Here is a 20622-nt window from a genome sequence, read left to right on the forward strand (position 1 = left end):
CTTGCGGTGAGTGATGTTCGGTGCAGTCGGTCATGCGGTGACCTCTCTCATTGATCCCGCCCTGACCCCCAGCAGCTTTACTGCGTCGAGGACGTCGGCAGGGGTGATCCCCGTCAGGCATGGGTGGCCCGCGACGGGGCAGACGGTGGCGCGCGTGGCGCGGCAGGGTGCGGCGGCGTCGCCCAGCCGGACGACGGGCACCCGGTAGGGCCCCCACTGCCCGAAGGGGACGGTGGGCGCGAAGAGGCTGACGACCGGGGTGCCGACCGCCGCGGCGAGGTGCGCGGGCCCGGTGTTGGCGACGACGACGCAGGCCGCCCCGGCCAGCAGGGCGGCGAGATCGCCGAAGCTCATCGGGTCCGCGACGGTCGCCACGTCCCCGGCGACGAAGAGAGCCAGCTCCCGCTCGTCCGGCCCGCCGGTCACCACGACCTTGTGCTCGGCCGCGAGCGCCGCCACGATGTCCCGCACGACCGCCGGCGGGCACGAGCGCGCCTCGACCGACGCACCCGGGTGGACGACAACGTAGTCACCCGCTTCCCCGGGTGGGACGGTAACGCGCAACGCCCCGTCGTCGCCCGCCGGAAGCGAGAACCCTGCGGCTGCCGCGATCGAGCGCGCCCGTTCCGCTTCGGGCACCCCCACGGGTACGCCCCGGTGCCGCACGTCGAGCAGCGAGCCCGGATAGTCCTCGCTGATCGCGGTGATCCGCCCGACGCCGGCCGCCCGCAGCAGCAGCGCCAGGGGCAGCGCCGACTGGTGGAACGAGGTGAAGATCACTGCCTCGTCGGCCTGGGCGGACTTCACGAGCTCCGACAGCTCGTCGAGGAGAGCCGCGCTCACTGGTTGTGGCGCCGGGTCGATCCAGGGCAGCCGGAACGACATGATCTCGTCCACGCCCGGCAGCAGGGCAGCGGCGGCCCGGCCCCGCGGCCCGCACAGCATCACGACCCGGTCGGCGCCGGCCGCCACCGCGCGGATCGCCGGCCCGGTGACCAGCACGTCGCCGGCGGAGTCGGAGCGGACGACCAGCACGGTCCCGGCCCGTTCCCGCGCTCCGGCCGGCTCGACGAGCTGTGACCGGGCGAGGACCAGGTCGGCGGCGGCGCCCAGGTCGGTCGCGACGGCGGGCGCGGCGGCGACCTCGGGGGCGAGCGTCACCTCGGTGGGGACCAGGATCCCGGCGGCGCCCGCGGCGAGCGCGGCGGTCATGTCGCGGCCGATGTCGCCGATCATCACGCAACGCCGCGGGACCGTGCCCAGCGCGGCGGCGGCCGCGTGGACCAGGCCGGGCGCGGGCTTGCGGCACGAGCAGCCGGCGGTGTCGTCGTGGGGGCAGATCTGCCAGGTGTCGAACGGGCCGAGCAGCTCCTCGACCCGGGCGTTGACCGCGTCCAGCTGCTCGGCGGTGAAGCAGCCGCGGGCCAGGCCGGACTGGTTGGTCACGATGCCGAGCCGCAGGCCGGCGCCGCGCAGCCGGTCGAGCGCCGCCCGGGCACCCGGCATGGCCTCGACCCGGGCCGGGTCCCCGTTGTAGGGGACGTCCACGATGATCGTGCCGTCCCGGTCCAGCAGGACGGCATCGTAGAGCGACGTCACTGCTGTGATCCCGGCAGCGGCTTCGCCCCGCGCCACCGCCACCAGCCGCGCAGCCAGTGGGCCGTGGCCACGGGCGGGATCGCGGCGCTGGTCAGCAGCATCGTGGTGACCTCCCGGGCGTCGCGCGGGCCCGGGGCGATGCGGGCGGCGGCGAACTCGGCGGTCCCGGCGGCCCAGATCGCGGCGGCCAGCGGCCAAGCGCGGTGCCGGCCGGCGGCGAGGGCGATCGCGAGGACACCGGCAGCGGTCACGGCGACATGCTTGCGGCGGCGGCCCGGGGGCACGCCCAGGTGCGTACGCCAGTCGCGGCCGTAGAGGTGCCGCAGGAGCGCGTCGTCGGCGTTGCCGCGCTGGGTGCGTACGGAGATCCAGGGGTCCTCCGGACGCACCGGGTGGGTGACCGTCCGCGCCCCCTTGACCAGCTCGAAGCCGGCGAGCCGGACCCGGTGCGCGAGCTCGGCGTCCTCCCGGAAGGCCCGGGGCAGCCGCTCGTCGAAGCCGTCCGTGACGATCAGCGCCGAGCGCCGGTAGGCCATGTCGGCGGTGATCCACTCGCCGTCGGCCAGCGCCGCGGTGACCCGCTCCCAGTCGGTCGGGCGGCGGTCCGCCGGCAGCGGGACGCGCAGATTGCCCTGCACACCGCCGGTCGCCACGCCCGCCACCATCACGTCGGCGGCCAGGCGGACCAGCCAGTCGGGGTCGGGCAGCACGTCGTCGTCGAGGAAGGCGACCCACTCGTGGCGCGCGGCCCGCCAGCCCACGTTGCGGGCGGCGGCCGGACCGGCGGCGCGGCCCGGGAGCACCTTGACGTCGATGCCCGGCGGGATCGGCAGCTCCCCCGCCGGCTCCGGGCGATCGTCGACGAGCAGGAACTCGACCTCGCAGGGAGCCGGCTCGGCGGCGGCCAGCGCGACGAGCAGCGCGGTGAGGCTGGGCCGGCCCAGGGTCGGGATCACCACGGAGACGCTGGTCATGCGGCCTGCCCGAACGCGGTGCCGCGGTGCACGGCGAACGGCCCGAGGGCGAGCAGGTCGACCGGCGCGGACCCGAAGAGCTCCATCGCCTCGCGCGGGGTGTCGACCATCGGCCGCCCGGCCGTGTTGAGCGAGGTGTTGACCACCACGGGGATGCCGGTGAGCCGCTCGAACTCGGCGATCATCTCGGCCACGACCGGCTCGGTCTCGGGATGCACGGTCTGCACCCGGGCGGTGCCGTCGACGTGGGTGACCGCCGGGATGCGGCCCTTCCACTCCGGTTTGACCTGGTGCACGAAGAGCATGTACGGGCTCGGGTAGACGCCGGTGAAGATGTCCGCGAACCGAGAGGCGAGGACCATCGGCGCGATCGGACGGAACTGCTCGCGGCCCTTCACGTTGTTCATGCGCGTCTGGGTGTCCTGGTCGCCGGGGTGGGCGATGAGCGAGCGGTGACCCAGGGCGCGCGGGCCGTACTCGCTGCGGCCCTGGTACCACGCGACGATGCCGTTGCCCGCGAGCACCTTGGCCGCCTCGTGGGCGATCGACTCGGGCCGGGTGTAGGGCAGGGCGGCGCGTTGCAGCTCCGCCTCCAGCTCCTCGTCGCTCCAGCCCCGGCCCAGGGCGGCCGTGGTGAACGGGGTCACCGGGCCGGCCTCGCGGGCCACGGTGAGCGCGGCGCCCAGGGCCGTGCCGGAGTCGCCGGCGGCCGGCTGGATCCAGACCCGGTCGAACGGGCCCTCGGCGGCGATCCGGCCGTTGGCGACGCAGTTGAGCGCCGTGCCGCCGGCCATGGTCAGGGTCTTCAGGCCGCCGGACGCCTCGTACGTCCAGCGGGCGAGGTCGAGCAGCACCTCCTCCAGCCGGATCTGCACGCTGGAGGCGAGGTCGGCGTGCGCCTCGGTCAGCTCGCCACCGGGTGCGGCGGCCTTGGCGAGCGCGGACCAGTCGATGCGCTCCACGGTGAAGCCGCCGTCGTCGTTGGCGTGCACGAGCTCGCGGAACACATCCAAGAAGCGAGGCTTCCCGTAGGAGGCGAGCGCCATGACCTTGTACTCGTCGGACGAGTGCATGAAGCCGAGATGGCGGGTCAGGTCCTCGTAGAGCAGGCCGAGCGAGTGCGGCAGTTCCTGGCTCTTGAAGGTCTCCAGCCGCCCGTCCCGGTACGCGCCGGCGAGGTGGCTGGCGACCTCGCCGCGGCCGTCGAGGACGAGCACGGCGCTGTCCTCGGGCACCGACAGGCCGGAGGACGCGGCGTGGGCGACATGGTGCGGCACGAAGCGCACCTGCTCGGGGTCGAGGCCGGGCAGCGCGCCGGCGAGGAACTGCGGGGCGCGGCGGGCGTAGTCGACGCGGACGTGGTCCCACGGGTCCTTGAGGCCGAGCTCGGCGGCGTCACGGGTCATCGACGGGTCGAAGGAGTAGGCGACCGCGTCCAGGTCGCCCGGCTTCAGGCCCGCGGCCTCGAGACACCAGGCGGCGGACAGCTCGGGCAGCTCCCACGCGGAGAAGGGCACCGGCCGCTTGCCGTGTTTGCGGCGGCTGAAGCGCTCCTCCTCCGCCGCCGCCACGACCCGGCCGTCGATGATCAGCGCGGCGGCCGGATCATGGAAGATGGCGTTGATTCCGAGGACTCGCATGCGTCGCCGGATACCCGTTGAACACACGCTTAACCGCATGATCAACGACTTCTCCAAGAATTCTTTTTGGGTCCTGACCTGCACTGATAGCCGTCAAACCCATAAGTTTGCAATCTTTGCCCCAGGGAAAGTGCCTCGCATGTACGACGTGGAGCAATTGATCGGCGGGACGTGGTCCCCCGGCGGCTCGGGCCGCACTCTGACCGTTTTTGATCCCTCCACCGGAGAGCCGGTCACGACCGTGCCGGCCTCGTCCGACGACGACGTCGCCACGGCGGTCCGCACGGCGCGCGAGGCGGCACCGGCCTGGGCCGCCACGGCTCCGGCCGCCCGCGCGTCGGCCCTGCACGCCGCCGCGAACGCCGTCGAGGCGGCCGCGGACGAGCTGGCCGATCTCATGCACGCCGAGATGGGCAAGCCCGCCGCGGACGCCAAGGACTCGATCCTCGCGGGCGTCGGAACCCTCCGGCAGTACGCCGAGCTGGGCCCCGTGCACCGCGGCCGCGCCCTGGCCGGCAACGACGAGGCGATCGACCTGATGGCGTACGGCCCCCGCGGTGTCGTGGCCGTCATCACCCCCTGGAACGACCCGGTCGCCGTCTCCTGCGGACTCCTCGGCGCGGCCCTGGTGACCGGCAACACGGTGGTCCACAAGCCCAGCGAGCGCACGCCCGCCGTGGGCCACCGGCTCGTCCAGCTCGTCGCCGGGCACTTCCCCGCCGGCGTGCTGGCCCTGGTCAACGGCGACGGCGAGGTGGGCGCGGCACTCGCGTCCTCGCCCGTGGACGTGGTCGCGCAGGTCGGCTCGACGGCCACCGGGCGGTCGATCGCGGCGGCGTGCGCGAAGACCGGCGCCAAGGCTCTGCTGGAGAACGGCGGCAGCGACCCGCTGATCGTGGACGCCGACGTGGACCCGATCTGGGCGGCGCAGCAGGCGGCCACCGGCGCCTTCGCCAACTCCGGTCAGATCTGCGTGGCGGTCGAGCGGATCTACGTGCACCGCGACGTGGCCGGGCCGTTCCTGGCCGCCCTGGTCGACGAGGCGCAGGCGTGGGGCGACCGGATCGGCCCACTGGTCGACACCCGGCTCCGCGACGGCGTGCACGCCCAGGTCGGCGCGGCCGTCGCCGGGGGCGCCCAGGTACTCGCGGGCGGCTCGGTGCCCGGCGGCCCCGGCGCCTTCTACCCGCCGACCGTGCTCGCCGAGTGCACCGACGACATGGCCGTCATGCGGGACGAGACCTTCGGGCCGGTGGCGCCCGTGGTGACCGTCGACTCCTTCGAAGAGGCGCTCAAGCGGGCGGCGGACTCCCCGTACGGGCTGGCCGCGACCGTGCTGACCGGCTCGATGAGCCACGCGCAGCAGGCCTGGCGGGAGCTGCCGGCGGGGACGGTCAAGGTCAACGCGGTCTTCGGCGGGGCGCCGGGCGGTGCCGCGCACCCGCGCCGCGGCAGCGGACAGGGCTTCGGGTACGGCCCCGAGCTGCTCGACGAGATGACCGTCACCAAGGCCGTGCACCTCGAGGCCCCGCCCACCGGTTGGTGACAGGCTCCTCGATCAGCCCTCGTTCCCGGGCCGGCTCTCGGAAGGGCGGGGCGGATGCCGGAGGGTCAGCCCTCGTTCGCCAGGCGGACGAGGGCTGACTCGATGTGCGAGGGCAGCGGCTGGCGCTCCCGGAGGGCCCACGGCAGCAGGCGGGCGGCGTCCGCGAGCGACCGGGGGTCGTCGCGCCACGCCGCGGCGGCGGTCCGGGCGACCACGGCCGGCGGGCGGCGCAGCATCGCGGTGAGCAACCGGTTGCGCGCCTCGAGCCGGCGCCGGGCCCGCGGGTCGCGCCCCTCGGACAGCGGCACGTGGCGCACGGTCAACCGGGGGACGTAACTCAGGTGACGGCCGGCGGCGGCCAGGTCCACGGCCAGCAGCGCCTCCTCGCCGTACACGCGCAGTTGCGGGCGGAAGCCCCCGGCCGCGAGGAAGTCGTCCCGCCGGACCGCCACCGAGCAGGCCAGGAAGCCCAGGATCGCCGGACCGGGAGCCCCGGACGGGGTGCCGAGCGGGGCACGGGCCTGGGCGGTGGAGACCGGGTCCTCCCGCTGCTCCGGACCGGCGAGCACCCGGGCGGCGAGCAGACCGGCCCGCGGGTGCGTCCGGAACAGCTCGGCGACCCCGGCGAGGGATCCGGGCTCCCACCACGAGTCGTCGTCGGCGAAGGCCACGTACGGGGTCCGGGCCAGCTCGGCGCCGGCCGTCCGCGCGGCCGCGGCGCGGTTCTCCCCCAGCGGCACCACGGTCACGTGCGGGAACGCCCGGGCGATCGCCTCCGGGCTGCCGTCGTCCGAGCCGTTGTCGACCACGATCACCTCGGCGGCGTGCCGGGGCAGGGTGTCCAGGAGCCGCTCCCGGCGGTTGCGGGTGGCGACCACCACGGTCACGTCGCGGGTCTCGTACGGGATCGGGGGTCGCGTCATGGCGCCCGCCTTACCCCTTCCGCGCCGCTTCCACCCGTCTTCGTACGGGTGACGCCGGTCCCTTCGAGGCCGTCATCTCCCGCGGGATCGCGCCGCCGGTCGCCCGAGGGGGACAATGGAGCCATGTCCGAGGTCCGAGCCGAGGTCGAGCCGATGGGGCGGCACCTGGTGGTCCGCCTCACCGGTGAGCTGACCGTCGCGACCGCGCCGGCGGTGCGCACGGCCCTGACCAAGTGCCTGGCCGAGCAGCCCGACGCGCTGGTGGCCGATCTCTCCGGGCTGACGGTGCCCGAGCCGCACGCGCTGACGGTCTTCCGGGCGGTGACGTATCAGGCGGCCCTGTGGCCGGGCACGCCGATGTTGCTCTGCGTCCCCGACCCGGTCCTGGTCACCCAGCTGCGCAACGGCGGTTACGGCCGGCGGCGGCTCTTCGCGACCGTGGCGGAGGCCCTGGCCGTGCCTTCGGCACCACGTCTGGCTTCGATCAGCGACATCATCCTGCCGGTCTCCGGCGCCTCCCGTCAGGCCCGGCAGGTCGTGACCGCCGCGTGCGAGCGGTGGGAGCTGCCCCATCTCGCCGCCCCGGCCTCCCTGGTGGCCGGGGAGCTGGTGACCAACGCGGCGGTGCACGCACGCACGCTGGCGGACCTGCGCCTGACCCGGGGCCACCGCTATCTCATGATCGCCGTGCGCGACGGCAGCACCGCCCCGCCCCGGGCATCGACCACGCCGTCCCCCGACCCCGCCGCGCCGCGCGGCCTGCTCCTGGTCGAGTCGGTGGCGCACCGCTGGGGCACGCTGCCCGCCCTGGGCGGCAAGGTGGTGTGGGCGACCCTGCAGTACGAGGCGCCCTGACGGCGGTCAGGCCTCGGCGGGGGTCATGACCACGACGGCCCCGGTGGTGCCCGACGTGGGGTCCAGCAGCGGGGTGCACGCGACCGTGACCCGCACGGGACGGCCCCGCCGGTTGACGGCTTCCACGGTGACCTGCTCCTGCACGGAGTCGCCGCTGAGCACCGAGCGCAGCAGCGGGCGCAGGCCGTCGGTGGGCAGGCCCATGTCGAGGTTGAGGAAGTGCTCCCCCAGCGCCTCGTTCTCCCGCAGCCCCCACAGGTCCTCGGCGGTGCGGTTCCAGGCCTGCACCCGCAGGCCCGCGTCGACGACGGCCACGCCGGCCGGCAGGCTGGTGAGCAGGGCCTGCAGGAAGGCCTTGGTGGTGTCCAGCTCCGCCGTGCGGTCGCGCAGGGCGTTGTTGATCGTCTGCAGCTCGTCGTTCGTGGACTGGAGCTCCTCGTTGGTGGTCTCCAGCTCTTCGTTGGTCGACTGGAGCTCCTCGTTCGTGGTCTCCAGCTCCTCGACGCTCGACTGGAGCTCCTCGTTGGTGGTCTCCAGCTCCTCGTTCGTGGACTGCAGCTCCTCGTGGGCCGTCTCGGCCTGCCGGGTCGCCATGTCGAGGTCCGATTTGAGCTGCCGGGCCTCCGTGCGGTCCTGGAAGACCAGCGCGACCCCCAGCAGGCTCGCGTCCGGGCCGGTCAGCGGGTTGACGTCCACCCGCAGGACCACCGCCTCGGTCTCCGAGCGGGAGAACTCGACGTCCGGCACCCGGACCGTGCGCCGCTCCACCTGCGCCTGGTCGATGTAGCCGCGCAGCTCGGCCGGGCGATAGGACAGCTCGAGGTCCCGGAACGGGCGGCCCACGTCGCGGGTGGACACGCCCAGCAGGCTCTCGGCCCGCCGGTTGCTCAGCGCGACCAGGCCGTCGGCGGTCACCACGACCTGCGCCACGGGACAGGTCGCGAACGCCTCGTCGCGCAGCCTGTCCAGGCCGAGCAACTCGGCCCCGGCCGCCGCCACCGCCCGCTGCGCCACCGGGGGTGCCGGGCGCACGACCGCCGCCGGCTTCTTCCGGAAGATCCGTCGCTTGAGGTCCGCCGGCGCGAAGGTGTCGCTGTGGCTGAGCAGCATCTCGGCCTTGCCCAGGAAGAGCACCCCGGCGTCGGCGAGGGCGAAGTGCAGCCGCGACAGGATCCGCGCCTGGGCCTCGGCGTTGAAGTACATCAGCGTGTTGCGGCAGGTGAGCAGGTCCACCCGGGAGATCGGGGCGTCCTGCATGAGGTCGTTGCGACCGAAGATCACCGACCGGCGCAGGTCCTTGCGGAAGACGTAGCGTCCGCCGGTGAACTCGAAGTAGCGCTGCACCAGCTCGTCCGGCATCCCGGCGATCTGCTTGTCGGTGTAGGCGGCGAGCCGCGCCTCGGCCAGCGCCTCCTCGTCGACGTCGGTGGCGTAGATCTTGACCCGGTCCCGGAAGGCCTCGGGGCCGAGCTGCTCGGCCAGCACGATCGCGATCGTGTAGGCCTCCTCGCCCGAGGCGCAGCCCGCGCTCCAGACCCGGATCGGCGCCTGGGGGTCGCGGCCCGCCAGCAGCTGGGGCACCACGTGCTCGCGCAGGTGGTCCCACGCGTCCGGGTCGCGGAAGAAGCCCGTCACATTGATCAGGATGGTGTTGAACAGGGCCGTGAACTCGTCCGGGTGGACCTGCAGGAAGTCCAGGTAGTCGCCGAAGGTCTCGAGGTCGACCTGGGTCATCCGGCGGGTGACCCGGCGCATGAGGCTCGCCCGTTTGTAGCCGCCGAAGTCGAAGCCGCGGGCCTCCTTCAGATAGGCCAGCAGCGCCTCGAACTGCACGTCGTCCGATGTCACCCGATTACCGTACCGGCAGGTTTGGGTTCGGCCGACGAGGGCATGCGCTGATCCGTGCCGCGAACCGGGAACGATCGGCGGGACCTCGTCGTGCTCGGCGCCTCCGCCGGGGGCGTCGAGGCGCTGCGCGAGGTCGTCGCCGGTCTGCCCGCGGCCCTGCCCGCGGCGGTCCTCGTCGTCCTGCACACCCCCGCGGGTTACGAGAGCGCCCTCGCCGCGGTCCTGAACCGCTGCGGGCCCCTGCGCGCCGAGACGGCCCGGCACGGCGCCCCGCTGGTCCCCGGGCGCATCTATGTCGCGGCACCCGATCATCACCTGCTGGTCCGGCACAACCGCATGCTGCTCAGCCGCGCGCCGAAGCAGAACCGGGTGCGCCCGGCCGTCGACGCCCTGTTCCGCAGCGCCGCGCGGTGGCACGGGGACCGTACGGTGGCGGTGGTGTTGTCCGGCACCCTCGACGACGGGGCCGCGGGCCTCGCCGCCGTGGACGCCGCCGGTGGCGCCTGTCTCGTGCAGGACCCGGCCGACGCGATGTTCCCGGGCATGCCCGAAGCCGCGCTCGCGGTCGTGTCCGGCGCCGAGGCCTGCCCGGCGAGCGCTCTCGCCGGGCGCATCGAGGCGCTGGTGGCCGAGCCGCTCACCGAGCCGGCCGGCCCGTTCACCGACCCCGATCTCGTCGTGGAGACCGACATGGCCGAGAACCTCCCGCTCACCCCGCCGCGCGACTCCCCCGGGGTCCCGGTGGCCATCAGCTGCCCGGACTGCACCGGCGGCATGAACCAGGTCCAGATCGGCGCGGCGCTGCACTACACCTGCCACATCGGTCACGTGTGGTCGCCGCAGACCCTGCTGGCCGCTCAGCGCGACAAAGTGGAGCAGGCTCTGTGGACGGCGGTCAGCATGCTGGAGGAGCAGGCGAAGATCCATGACGAACTCGCGGTGCGCGCGGCGGCCGGGGCCCGGGGCGCCCTCGTCGAGAGTCACCAGACGGCCAGCGCGCGGGAGATCCGCACGGCGGCCGGGATCATCCGTAAGCACTTCCCGGAGTTCATGCCCTCCGCCCCGGTCTGACCGGCCCGGTCAGACCTGCTCCTCGGCGGCGAGCCGCCGGGCCTCCGCCGCCCGGTCGCGGTGCCGCCGGGCCTCCCGCTCGTGTTCCGCCGCCCGGCCGGGCACCCGCCGCGCGGCGTCGTCGTGCATCGCGGCGGCGAGGTCATGACTGACGGCGGCGTCCAGATGCGCCCGGGCGGCGCGGGCGGCGCTCTCCCGCGCCCGCTCCCGGGCCAGCGCCAGCGTGCTCGCGTCCGTCACCGGTTCCGGGTCCTCCCCCGCCAGCGCGGAGTCCAAGTAGTCCTGCAGCTCGGCGGCACGCCGGCGCGCCTCGGCCGCCCGGCGCGCCGCCTCCTCCCGGCGTGCCTCGGCCTCGGCGCTCAACCGGTCGAAGCCGGGTCCCTGCTGCTCCACCATGGGGCCATCGTCCCACCGGCGGGAACCGGCGGGCAGTCCCCGGCCCTGGCCGGGCGGGCGCCCCGGTGCCGTAACCTGGCCGGGGCACACCGGGCGGAAAGGCGAGGCATGGGCGAGGCGGACCAGCAGTTCGAGGAGCTCATCGGCCACCTGCACGAGACCCGCGGCTTCGACTTCACCGGCTACAAGCGCTCGAGCCTGATGCGGCGGGTGCAACGACGGATGTCGCAGGTGCGAATCGCCGGATACGGGGAATACCTCGAGTTCCTCCAGGCCCGCCCGGACGAGTTCACGGCATTGTTCAACACCATTCTGATCAATGTCACCTCGTTCTTCCGCGACCCGGAGGCCTGGGACCATCTGCGGCGGGAGGTGCTCGAACCGATGCTGGCGGCCAAGCCGGCGGACGCGCCGCTGCGGGTCTGGACGGCGGGGTGCGCCTCCGGCGAGGAGGCCTACACGGTGGCGATGCTGCTGAGCGAGATCCTCGGCCCCGAGGACCTGCACCGGCGAGTCAAGATCTACGCCACCGACGTGGACGACGAACAGCTGGCCGAGGCGCGGCACGCGGTCTACGACGAGCGCGCCCTCGCCGGGGTGCCACCGGAGCTGGCGGAGCGCTACTTCGAACCCACCGGCCGGCGCTTCCGGGTCCGCCGCGACCTGCGGCGTTCGGTCATCTTCGGCCGCAACGACCTGGTGCAGAACGCCCCCATCCCCCGGATCGACCTGCTGACGTGCCGCAACACCATGATGTACTTCACCGCCGACACGCAGGCCCGCGTCCTCGCCCGCTTCCACTTCGCCCTCGCGCCGCACGGAGCGCTGTTCCTCGGGCGGGCCGAAACCCTGCGCGGCCACGCCGGCACGTTCCAGCCGATCGACAACCGGCACCGGATGTTCCGCAAGTCCACCGGACCGCTGCCGCCCTACCCCGCGCCGCCCGCACCGGGCGCCGCCGCCGCGAGCGGCCCCGCCCGGGCCGCGCTCGCCGAGCTGGCCGACGCCGCGCTGCGAGCCGGTCCCGTCGCGCAGGTCGTCATCACCGCCGACGGCCTCGTGGCCCTGAGCAACAAGCGGGCCGAGAGCCTGCTGGGGGTGTCCCCCCGCGACACCGGGAGGCCCTTCGGCGACCTCGGCCTGGCGCACCGGCCCGTCGAGCTGGGCGCCCCCATCGCCCAGGCCCGCCGGGAGCGGCGCACGGTGCACGTCCCGGACGTGGAGCTGCGGCGGGCGGCGGGCGGCAGCGTCTTCCTCGACGTGCACGTGGCGCCGCTGCTGACGGACGACGGCGGCATCCTCGGTGTCACCCTCGTCTTCCAGGACGTCAGCGCCGCGCGTCGGCTGCGCGAGGAACTGGAGCTGGCCCACGTCACGCTGGAGACCGCGTACGAGGAACTCCGGGCCGGCCACGAGGAGCTGGAGACGACCAACGAGGAGCTCCAGGCCACGATCGAGGAGCTGGAGACCACGAACGAGGAGCTCCAGACCGTCAACGAGGAGCTGGAACTCGCCAACCAGGACCTGCGCAGCAGCAACGACGAGCTGCAGGCCGGCAACGCCCGGCTGCGGGTGGGCGCCGGCGAGCGCGACGCCTCCAGCGCCTTCCTCGCCTCCGTGCTCGCCCATCTGCGGCAGGCCGTCGTGGTCGTCGATCCGGGCCTGCGGGTGCGGGCCTGGAACAACCAGGCGACGGACCTGTGGGGCCTGCGCCCGGACGAGGTGACCGGGCAGCGTCTGCCCGAGCTCGACTGCGGCCTGCCGGTTCACCTGCTCGAGCCGTTGATCTCGCGGGCCCTCACCGGCGACCATGGAGACGGCCCCGCGGTGCTCGAGGCGATCGACCGGCACGGCCGGACGGTCGCCCTGCGGACCGTCTGCACTCCCCTGCCGCCCGGCAGCCTGCCGGGCGGCGCGATCATCGTGATGGAGAGCTCATGACGGCGGAGGATCTGACCTGGAGCGCCGACGACCGCGCCGGCCGCACGGTGATGGCGTTGCGCGGCACGCTCACCCTGCGGGACACCGGCCGGCTCCGCACCGCGCTGCTGAAACGGCTGGCCGAGCAGCCGTCCGCCCTGCTCGTGGATCTGGCCGAGGTCCACGTGCCCGAGGCGAAGGCGCTGGCCGTCTTTACGGCGGTCGTGCAGCAGGCCGCCACCTGGCCCGGAACGCCGGTACTGCTGTGCGCGCCCGGTCCCGGGGTGGCCGAGGCCCTGGCCGGCGGCGGGTACGGGCGGCTCACCGTCTGCGCCAGCGTGGCGGCGGCCCTGGCGGGCCTGGACACCGGGCGGGACGCCCTGCCGATGCTCGCCGATCAGCTGCTGCCCGTCTCGGGGGCGTCCCGGCACGCCCGGGACATGGTGACCGAGGCGTGCGCGCGCTGGTCGCTGCCGCACCTGGCCGGCCCGGCCAGCCTGGTGGTCAGCGAGCTGGTCGCCAACGTCATCGACCATGCCGGCACGATCATGACGCTGCGGATCTCGCACCGCGGCCGCTACCTGCACCTGGCCGTCCGCGACGGCTCACCGGTCGCGCCGGAGAAGACCTCGCGGCCCGGCCCCTCCGGGCTCGGGATGGTCGAGGCCCTCGCCACGCACTGGGGCTGGCTGCCGACCCGCGACGGCAAGGTCGTGTGGGCGACTCTCGCGAAGGACTAGTCCTCGAAGAGGGCGTTGAGGCCGGTCGCCGCGGCCACCCGGGCCACGTAGGGGCGCAGGCCGATCGCCTTGACGCGCACGTCCCGCACCCGGGCCGCCTCGTGCACGGCCAGCAGCACCGCGATGCCCGCGGCGTCGAGGAACGGCACGTCGGCCAGGTCGAGCAGCACCCGGTCGGCCCGGGCGGACCGCACCACGGCGAGCAGCTCCTCGCGCAGGTGCTCGGCGTTGTCCCGGTCGACCTCGCCCGACACGCTGATCCGCAGGACGCCCTCGCCCTCGCGGCGCACCAGCACCCGGACGTGGTGGTCGTCGCGCTCGGTGCCGGTCCAGGCCGGCGGGGTGTCGCTCAGCATGGCCGTGCGCAGCCAGCTCAGCGCCCGGCTGAGCAGCCGCGACACGTGCATCTGGGAGATCCCGAGCTCGTCGGCGATCTCCGCCTGGCTCAAGTTGCCCCAGAAGCGCAGGGCCAGCATCCGGCGCTCCCGGTAGGGCAGGCGGTAGAGCAGCCGCTCCACCGTCGTCCGGTCGTCGACCAGGCCCAGCTCCGGGTCGGCCGCCCCGACCAGGTCGCCGAACTCGGCCCGGTCGTCGTCGCCGGCGGGCGAGTTGAGCGAGGCCGGGCTGTAGCCGGCCAGCGAGGTGCGGGCCTCCTTCACCTCGGCCTCGCTGACCTCGAGGAAGGTGGCGAGCTCGGCGTCGGTGGGTGTGCGCGCGTGCTTGGCGGTGAGCACGGCGTTGGCGTGGTTGAGCTCCAGCACAAGGTCCTGCAGGCGGCGCGGGACGTGCACCCCCCACGTGTGGTCGCGGAAGTGCCGCTTGATCTCGCCGGTGATGGTGATGACCGCGTACGCGGTGAAGGAGCCCCGCTCCGCGTCGTAGCGGTCCACGGCCTTCATCAGCCCGAGCCGCGCGACCTGCTCGAGATCGTCGAGCTGCTCGCCCCGGCCGCGGTAGCGCCGCGCGAGCCGGCCGGCGAAGGGCAGGGCTCCCCGCACGAAATCCTCCCGCAACCGGGCCGCCCGCGCCGCTCCGACCCCCACCTGGGCGCGCACGTAGTCGGCGGCCATGGCGTCGAGGTCTTCCAGGGTGCGGGTCTTGCCGGAGGTGGTCGGCATCTGGATCCCTTCGCGCAGCGCGGAGGACCGGGGCAGGTCCGGAACCCCCCTTCCCGGGGCCGGTCCAGTGCAAACCTAATGCCCCCGGCCGCCTCAGGTCGGCACATTCGCGCGATCGGATGACGTGCCGCGGGCCGATCAGGTGACCAGCAGCCCCAGCGGGCGCCCCGAGCTGCGCAGAGCCCCGAGAACCTGGTCCATCGTGAGGCGTACGGGCGGCGGACCGGGGCGCCCGCCGGCGTCGGCCAGCGCGGTCGCGACGTGGCTCGTGGGCAGCGGGAGCAGCGGGTAGCGGCTGGTGGCGAGCCGGTCCAGCCGGGCCTGGGTGCGGGCGAAGCCGGCGACGGACCGCCACGTGGCCGCGGGGGCGTACGCGTCGCAGCCCACGCCCGGCGGCTGCGGGAGCACGCTGACGGTGTCGAAGGGCAGGCTGCCGGCCAGCCAGGCCTCGGCGGCCTCGACGGCGGGGCGGGCGGCGGACTCGCACCAGTAGGGCACGGCCCCGGCGGCCAGGACGGCGCCCGGGTCGAGCAGGCCGGCGCTTCCGACGACACAGTGCGTGCCGGCGCCGGTGGTCGCGAGCCACGAGCGGTACAGATCGGCGACGAAGGCACTGAGGGCGGCGGGGCGCGGATAGAGCACGCGGTGGCTCGGGATGCCGGAGGCGCGCAGCGCGTTCTCCAGTCCCGGGTCGCCGGCCGGCTCGGCGTAGCGGACGGCAAGGTCGTGGGCCGGGGCCGTCCAGCGGCGGGCGCCCAGGGCCGTGAGCAGCCGCAGAAAGCCCCGGTTGGTCTCGGTGTAGTCCTCCGGGCGCCAGCCGGTGACCGGGCTCCCAGCCTGGAAGGTGTGCCCGGGGACCGGCTCGGCCGTGGGCCAGCTGCGCAGGTCGCGGAGCAGCAGGACCCGGCCGCCCGGGGCGAGCCGATCGCCCAGAAAGGCCCGGTAGGCGTCCGGCACCCGGTGCCACCGGACGTGCAGGGTTAGCGTCGTGCCGCACAGGGGCCCGGTGAGTACGGGATCGTGCACCTGGCGCACGGTGACGCCCGGGTTCGAGGCGATGATCCGCCGCGACAGCTCGGCGCCGTGCTCACATGCCGTCCGGGCGTCCTCCGGCGCGCCTGACGGGTAGGGCACGGAGATGGTGAAACCGGACGGCAACCAGGGGGCACCCAGGGCTGCGGCGAGGTGGACCGCGGAGCCGTGCGGCGAGCCCAGGACGGCCGCCGGGTAGACCGGCTCCGGACAGCGCCCGACGATCCAGGCGGCGACACCCTCGGCGTCCAGCTGGTCCACCGCGTCGGCGGGCAGGGCGTCCGCGCTCGCCTCCGCGGCCAGCGCGTCCCGGCGGCTCTCCGGCTCCAGCGCGGGCCGGCGGCTGAGCCGGGGCATCCGGACCCGGTCGCGGCAGTCCCGGCCGTGCAGCGCCCGCACCGCCGACTCCAGCAGGATCCGGCCGGTGCTGTCGGGGTCGAACACACGCTCCGGTGTCACCGGGGCGGCGGTGCGGAAATCGGTCACGGCGGGGCTCCTCGGGCTACGGGGTGCGGCGGGCATACCCGGTCCGGCCCGCCCCATGACACGCTCCGTGATGTTGTCCCCCAAGAGCCAGGTGAGATCGCCGGTAACCCGGGTAACCGGCGCGCCATGACTTCCGCCAGCGTGACATTCATCGGCAACGCCACGACTCTCCTGCGGCTGGGCGACTTCACGCTGCTGACGGACCCGGCGTTCGGCGCGGCGGGGACCCGCGTGCACCTCGGGTACGGCGCGTGGACCAAGCGACTCAAGGACCCGGCGCTCCGGCTGGCCGACCTGCCGCGGCTCGACGCGGTGCTGCTGTCGCACTTCCACAGTGACCACTTCGACCGTACGGCGTCCCGCGGCCTGCCCCGGGACCTGCGCGTGGTCACCACTCCCCAGGCCCGCCGGGCGCTGCGGCGGCGCGGGTTCGCCGACGTGCGGGCCCTGCCCACCTGGGACGCGTACGAGTGGACCAGCGACCGGCAGCGGCTGCGGGTGACCGCCGTGCCCGCCCAGCACGGGCCGGGCCCGGTCGACCGGCTGCTGCCCGAGACCATGGGTTCGGTGCTGGAGCTGGAGGAGGACGGCCGGCTGCGGCTGCGGCTCTACGTCACCGGCGACACTCTCTACGGCCCGCACCTGAGCGCGATCCCGCGCCGGTGCGGCGAGATCGACGCCATGCTCATCCATCTGGGCGGCACGAAGCTGCTCGGCCTGCTGCTGACCATGGACGACCGGCAGGGCGTGGCGATGACGGAGCTGATCCGGCCCGGGCTGACCGTGCCGATCCACTTCGACGACTACAAGGTCATGAAGTCGCCGCTGGCCGACTATCTGACGCGCGCCCGCGAGCAGGGCCTCACCGGGATCGAGCCGGTCAGCCGCGGGGCGACGCTGCCTCTGCCGCTGCGGCCCGGGCCGGCCTGACCGTGGCTGAGCGCAGCAGCGGCACGGCCCACAGCAGGGCGATGGCGGCGATCAGCAGTACGGTGGTCGCCCCGCGCCCGTGCCAGGCCAGCGCGACGGTCCACGAGAGAGCGATGAGGGTGCGGAAGAACAGTGCGGAGGGCATGGACCGGGTCTGCCCGGTCCCGTGACCCGGGGGTGCCACGAGCTGGCCCGGGCGGGCCACGGAAACAGAAACGCATGAAACCCGCCGGACGGGGGATGCGCGGCAGATGGACCGCACCGTGCGCATCACTGTCGTCGACCACCAGCCCCTGTTCGTCAGCGGACTGGAGTTGCTGCTGCCGAGGGTGAGCCAGGGCCGGGCCACGATCGTGGCCTCCACCCGGGACGCCGCCGCGGCCGCCGCACTGGTCCGGCGCTCGGTCCCGGACCTGGTTCTCGTCGACCTCCGCATGCCCGCCCCGGGCGGGGTCCGGGCGATCGCCACCATCCGGCGGACCGCGCCCCGGGTCCGCGTGGTGGCGATGTCGGGCGACGACGACCCGGCCGGCGCGGTGGCGGCGCTGCGGGCCGGCGCCGAGGGCTTCCTGCCCAAGACCGCCGAGCCCCGCGACGTCGTCCAGCCGCTGCTGGCCATCCTGGACGGGTGGGCCGTCGTGCCCCCGCGCCTGCTCACCCGGCTGGTGGCCCCCGCGCCGGGCAGCCGCCCGGTGCCGGTCGAGCTGGACCACACCGAGCGGCAGCTGCTGCGCCTCATCGCCGCCGGCTCCACGACGACGGCGATCGGCCTGGAGCTGCACGTCTCGGAGCGGACCGTGAAACGCCTGACCGCGGCCCTGCTGCGCAAGCTGCGCGTGCAGAGCCGGACCCAGGCCGCCGCCCTCGCGGGCAGCGCCGGCATGCTCTGACCCGGTTCCCGGGCGACCGCGCGGCTGCCGCGGATCAGCTCAGGGTGCGGATCACCAGGACGGCGTTCAGGGCGATGATGAGCGCCGCGACCAGGGCGGCCGCGACGGTCGTGAGGCGCCGGTTGACATAGGCGCCCATGAGGTCGCGGCGGGTGGTCAGCCAGATCAGCGGGATCAAGGCGAAGGGCACGCCGAAGGACAGCACGACCTGCGACCAGACCAGGGCCTGCGTCGGGTCGGCGCCGATCAGCAGGATCGCCATGGCGGGGGCCATCGTGACCAGCCGGCGCAGGAAGAGCGGGATGCCGCGGCGCAGGAACCCCTGCATGACCACCTGACCGGCGAAGGTCCCGACGCTCGACGAGGCGAACCCGGAGGCCAGCAACGCGAGCGCGAAGGCCAGGGCGGCGTGCTGGTCGAGCTGGACGCCCAGCCCGGCGTGGATGCCCTCCAGGGTGTCGGTGCCGGGGATGCCCTGGCCGAAGAAGAGCTGCGCGGCGATCACGAGCATGGCCAGGTTGACGAGTCCGGCCGCGCCCAGGGCGACCAGGGTGTCGGAGCGCTGGCAGCGCAGGGCGTCGCGCTTGTCCGGCACGTCGCAGCGGGACGTCGTGAGCGCCGAGTGCAGATAGATGACGTGCGGCATCACGGTCGCCCCGAGGATGCCCGTGGCCAGCAGCAGGCTGTCAGCGCCGGAGAACGACGGGACCATGCCGCGGGCCAGGGCGGCGCCGTCGGTGCCGGCGCGCAGGGTGGCGTACAGGAAACCCAGCAGGATGACCGCGAGCAGGCCGCCGATCGCCGCCTCGAACCGGCGCACGCCGCGCCGGTGCAGGCCCAGCAGGGCGAACGCGACCACGCAGGTGATCAGGCCGCCGACCGGCAGCGGCACGCCGAACAGCAGGTAGAGCGCGAGGGCACCGCCCACGATCTCGGCCAGGTCGGTGGCCATGGCGACCAGCTCCGCCTGCGCCCACAGGCCCCGCGTGACCGGCCGGGGCAGCCGCTCGCGGCACAGCTCGGCCAGGTCGCGCCCGGTCACCAGGCCGAGCTTGGCCGAGAGCGACTGGATGAGCATCGCCATCAGGTTCGCGGCGACGATCACCCAGACCAGCTGATAGCCGTACGCGGACCCGGCCGTGAAGTTGGTCGCGAAGTTCCCGGGGTCGGCGTAGGCGATGGCCGCCACGAAGGCCGGGCCGAACAACGGCAGGACGCGCACCACCCTCCGGCGGGACCGGGTGACGAGAGCAGCGGCATTGTCCAGGACGACCATGCGGGCGTGTCTGCCCTCGGCGGCGGCCTCGTGAGGCCACCTCGTGTCCCACATGGGACAGGGGGCCGGGTAGCCAAGGCTTCGTCAACCCCCGATCGCAGTGGAGGCTTCCGTGTTCAAGCACGTCGACTACTTGCAGTTCCAGGCCAAGCCCGAGAAGCCGGACGCGCTGCTGGCCCGCAAGATGCAGGAGCTGGTCGGCGGCCAGTTCGGCGAGATGACCGTGATGATGCAGTACCTGTGGCAGGGCTGGTCGTGCCGCGTGCCCGGCAAGTACAAGGACATGATCATGGACATCGCGACCGAGGAGATCGGTCACGTCGAGATGCTCACCACCATGCTGGCCCGCCTGCTCGAGGGCGCGCCGGGCGAGGCGACCGAGAAGGCCGCCGCCGCCAACCCGCTGCTCGCCGCGGTCCTTGGTGGGCAGAGCCCGCAGCACGCGATCGTCAGTGGTGGCAGCGCGCTCCCCCGTGACAGCGAGGGCACGCCGTGGAACACCGGCTACATCGTGGCCAGCGGCAACCTGCTGTCGGACTTCCGGTCCAACGTGGCCGCCGAGGCGCAGAGCCGGCTCATGACCAGCCGGGTCTACAACATGACCGACGACCGTGGCGTCAAGGACATGCTCCAGTTCAACCTGGCCCGCGACACCTACCACCAGCAGCAGTGGCTGCTCGGCATCGAGCAGCTCATCGAGGACGGCTTCACCGAGACGGGCATCGAGGACTCCAACGCCGAGTTCGAGCACCCCGAGGCCAACCACACCTTCTACAGCTTCGACCCGGCCAGCACGGCGGGCGAGGGCCGGTGGGCGCGCGGCACGACGCTCAACGGCAAGGACGAGATCGTGTACGTCCCGGACGCCCAGCCGCTGACCGACGACAAGCCGCTCGGCCCGGCGCCGGACCCGAAGCTCTACGTCACCTACGACGGCTCGCAGGGCCCGGGCAAGCCCGGCACCGGCGCGGGCGCGCACGCCCAGGGCATGGCGAACGTCGTCAACAAGATCAAGGGCGCCCTCGACTGAGCACCCTTTTTCACCGGAGAGGTGGTTCCTTCCGTGAGACCTTCGACCCGGGCAGCGGTGCTGCTCACCGCGACGGCGGCCACAGCGGTCGCCGCACGGAGACTCGTGGCCGCGCGGAAGGAACCACCGGCCGATCGGATCGGCCGCACGCACGCGGTCACCGTGGAGCGGCCGTACGACGAACTCGACGGACAGGAGCTCCCGGACCCGCTGCGCGAGCTGGGCGACGCCGTCACGGTCGAGCTGCGCGAGGCGCCGGGCGACCGGGGCACCGAGATCCACGTGCGGCGCGTCGACGACCGGGTGCGGGCGGGTGACGTACGCCGGGCTCTGCGCGAAGCGCGCTAA

19 protein-coding genes are annotated in these 20622 nt (G+C 74.1%); 9 read left to right on the forward strand and 10 right to left on the reverse strand.

What is annotated here, in order from left to right:
- Nucleotides 1-30: 30 nt before the first annotated feature.
- The 3 genes from RAN62_RS10810 to RAN62_RS10820 are packed head-to-tail and all read right to left on the reverse strand — an operon-like array spanning nt 31 to nt 4213.
- Nucleotides 31-1599, reverse strand: a complete 1569-nt coding sequence (locus tag RAN62_RS10810; protein ID WP_305784417.1) for an HAD-IIIA family hydrolase — start codon at nt 1597-1599, stop codon at nt 31-33.
- The gene (locus RAN62_RS10815; RefSeq protein ID WP_305784418.1) at nt 1596-2573 is read right to left on the reverse strand and encodes a glycosyltransferase; all 978 of its coding nucleotides are present in this window, start codon (nt 2571-2573) and stop codon (nt 1596-1598) included. Before RAN62_RS10815 ends, RAN62_RS10810 begins: the two co-directional genes overlap by 4 nt.
- On the reverse strand, nt 2570-4213 hold the full coding sequence (locus tag RAN62_RS10820) for a carbamoyltransferase family protein (RefSeq protein ID WP_305784419.1): 1644 nt from the start codon (nt 4211-4213) through the stop codon (nt 2570-2572). Before RAN62_RS10820 ends, RAN62_RS10815 begins: the two co-directional genes overlap by 4 nt.
- Before the next feature lie 139 nt (nt 4214-4352).
- On the opposite strand from RAN62_RS10820, the gene RAN62_RS10825 reads away from it, so the two are divergent.
- A complete protein-coding gene (locus RAN62_RS10825; RefSeq protein ID WP_305784420.1) occupies nt 4353-5759 on the forward strand; it encodes an aldehyde dehydrogenase family protein in 1407 nt (468 codons plus the stop codon).
- Between the two features lie 65 nt (nt 5760-5824).
- On the opposite strand, the gene RAN62_RS10830 is transcribed toward RAN62_RS10825, so the two are convergent.
- Nucleotides 5825-6682 carry a glycosyltransferase family 2 protein gene (locus RAN62_RS10830; RefSeq protein ID WP_305784421.1) on the reverse strand — a complete coding sequence of 286 codons (858 nt, stop codon included), beginning with the start codon at nt 6680-6682 and terminating at the stop codon, nt 5825-5827.
- Nucleotides 6683-6805: 123 nt separating this feature from the next.
- Here RAN62_RS10830 and RAN62_RS10835 point away from each other — a divergent pair, with 123 nt between their 5' ends.
- On the forward strand, nt 6806-7537 hold the full coding sequence (locus RAN62_RS10835; RefSeq protein WP_305784422.1) for an STAS domain-containing protein: 732 nt from the start codon (nt 6806-6808) through the stop codon (nt 7535-7537).
- Between the two features lie 6 nt (nt 7538-7543).
- Here the strand turns inward: RAN62_RS10835 and RAN62_RS10840 are convergent, their stop codons facing one another.
- Nucleotides 7544-9385, reverse strand: coding sequence for a CheR family methyltransferase (locus RAN62_RS10840; protein WP_305784423.1), 1842 nt, complete (start codon nt 9383-9385; stop codon nt 7544-7546).
- Between the two features lie 54 nt (nt 9386-9439).
- Between RAN62_RS10840 and RAN62_RS10845 the strand changes: the two genes are divergently transcribed.
- On the forward strand, nt 9440-10456 hold the full coding sequence (locus RAN62_RS10845; protein ID WP_305784424.1) for a chemotaxis protein CheB: 1017 nt from the start codon (nt 9440-9442) through the stop codon (nt 10454-10456).
- A 9-nt stretch (nt 10457-10465) separates the two neighbouring features.
- Here RAN62_RS10845 and RAN62_RS10850 read toward each other — a convergent pair whose 3' ends face one another.
- Nucleotides 10466-10852, reverse strand: a complete 387-nt coding sequence (locus RAN62_RS10850) for a hypothetical protein (RefSeq protein WP_305784425.1) — start codon at nt 10850-10852, stop codon at nt 10466-10468.
- Between the two features lie 108 nt (nt 10853-10960).
- On the opposite strand from RAN62_RS10850, the gene RAN62_RS10855 reads away from it, so the two are divergent.
- Nucleotides 10961-12793: a CheR family methyltransferase gene (locus RAN62_RS10855; protein WP_305784426.1), complete on the forward strand. Its 1833-nt coding sequence runs from the start codon at nt 10961-10963 to the stop codon at nt 12791-12793.
- Nucleotides 12790-13512 carry an ATPase gene (locus RAN62_RS10860; protein ID WP_305784427.1) on the forward strand — a complete coding sequence of 241 codons (723 nt, stop codon included), beginning with the start codon at nt 12790-12792 and terminating at the stop codon, nt 13510-13512. Before RAN62_RS10855 ends, RAN62_RS10860 begins: the two co-directional genes overlap by 4 nt.
- Here the strand turns inward: RAN62_RS10860 and RAN62_RS10865 are convergent.
- Together RAN62_RS10865 and RAN62_RS10870 are read right to left on the reverse strand one after the other, a co-directional pair.
- Entirely contained in the window at nt 13509-14630 is a 1122-nt protein-coding gene (locus RAN62_RS10865; protein ID WP_305784428.1) for a SigB/SigF/SigG family RNA polymerase sigma factor, read from the reverse strand. The two genes, RAN62_RS10860 and RAN62_RS10865, sit on opposite strands and share 4 nt — an antisense overlap.
- 138 nt (nt 14631-14768) lie before the next feature.
- On the reverse strand, nt 14769-16148 hold the full coding sequence (locus RAN62_RS10870; protein ID WP_305784429.1) for a hypothetical protein: 1380 nt from the start codon (nt 16146-16148) through the stop codon (nt 14769-14771).
- A 126-nt stretch (nt 16149-16274) separates the two neighbouring features.
- Here RAN62_RS10870 and RAN62_RS10875 point away from each other — a divergent pair, with 126 nt between their 5' ends.
- Nucleotides 16275-17078, forward strand: a complete 804-nt coding sequence (locus RAN62_RS10875) for an MBL fold metallo-hydrolase (protein ID WP_305784430.1) — start codon at nt 16275-16277, stop codon at nt 17076-17078.
- On the opposite strand, the gene RAN62_RS10880 is transcribed toward RAN62_RS10875, so the two are convergent.
- Nucleotides 17029-17223 carry a hypothetical protein gene (locus RAN62_RS10880; protein ID WP_305784431.1) on the reverse strand — a complete coding sequence of 65 codons (195 nt, stop codon included), beginning with the start codon at nt 17221-17223 and terminating at the stop codon, nt 17029-17031. The genes RAN62_RS10875 and RAN62_RS10880 overlap by 50 nt on opposite strands.
- 106 nt (nt 17224-17329) lie before the next feature.
- On the opposite strand from RAN62_RS10880, the gene RAN62_RS10885 reads away from it, so the two are divergent.
- On the forward strand, nt 17330-17968 hold the full coding sequence (locus tag RAN62_RS10885) for a response regulator (RefSeq protein ID WP_305784432.1): 639 nt from the start codon (nt 17330-17332) through the stop codon (nt 17966-17968).
- Between the two features lie 34 nt (nt 17969-18002).
- On the opposite strand, the gene RAN62_RS10890 is transcribed toward RAN62_RS10885, so the two are convergent.
- On the reverse strand, nt 18003-19244 hold the full coding sequence (locus RAN62_RS10890; RefSeq protein ID WP_305784433.1) for an Nramp family divalent metal transporter: 1242 nt from the start codon (nt 19242-19244) through the stop codon (nt 18003-18005).
- A 112-nt stretch (nt 19245-19356) separates the two neighbouring features.
- On the opposite strand from RAN62_RS10890, the gene RAN62_RS10895 reads away from it, so the two are divergent.
- Both RAN62_RS10895 and RAN62_RS10900 read left to right on the forward strand, forming a co-directional pair.
- A complete protein-coding gene (locus tag RAN62_RS10895) occupies nt 19357-20274 on the forward strand; it encodes a manganese catalase (protein ID WP_305784434.1) in 918 nt (305 codons plus the stop codon).
- 33 nt (nt 20275-20307) lie between these two features.
- Nucleotides 20308-20622, forward strand: coding sequence for a hypothetical protein (locus RAN62_RS10900; protein WP_305784435.1), 315 nt, complete (start codon nt 20308-20310; stop codon nt 20620-20622).

This window comes from Symbioplanes lichenis (assembly GCF_030709675.1).
In the GTDB taxonomy this organism is placed as follows: Bacteria; Actinomycetota; Actinomycetes; order Mycobacteriales; family Micromonosporaceae; genus Actinoplanes; species Actinoplanes lichenis.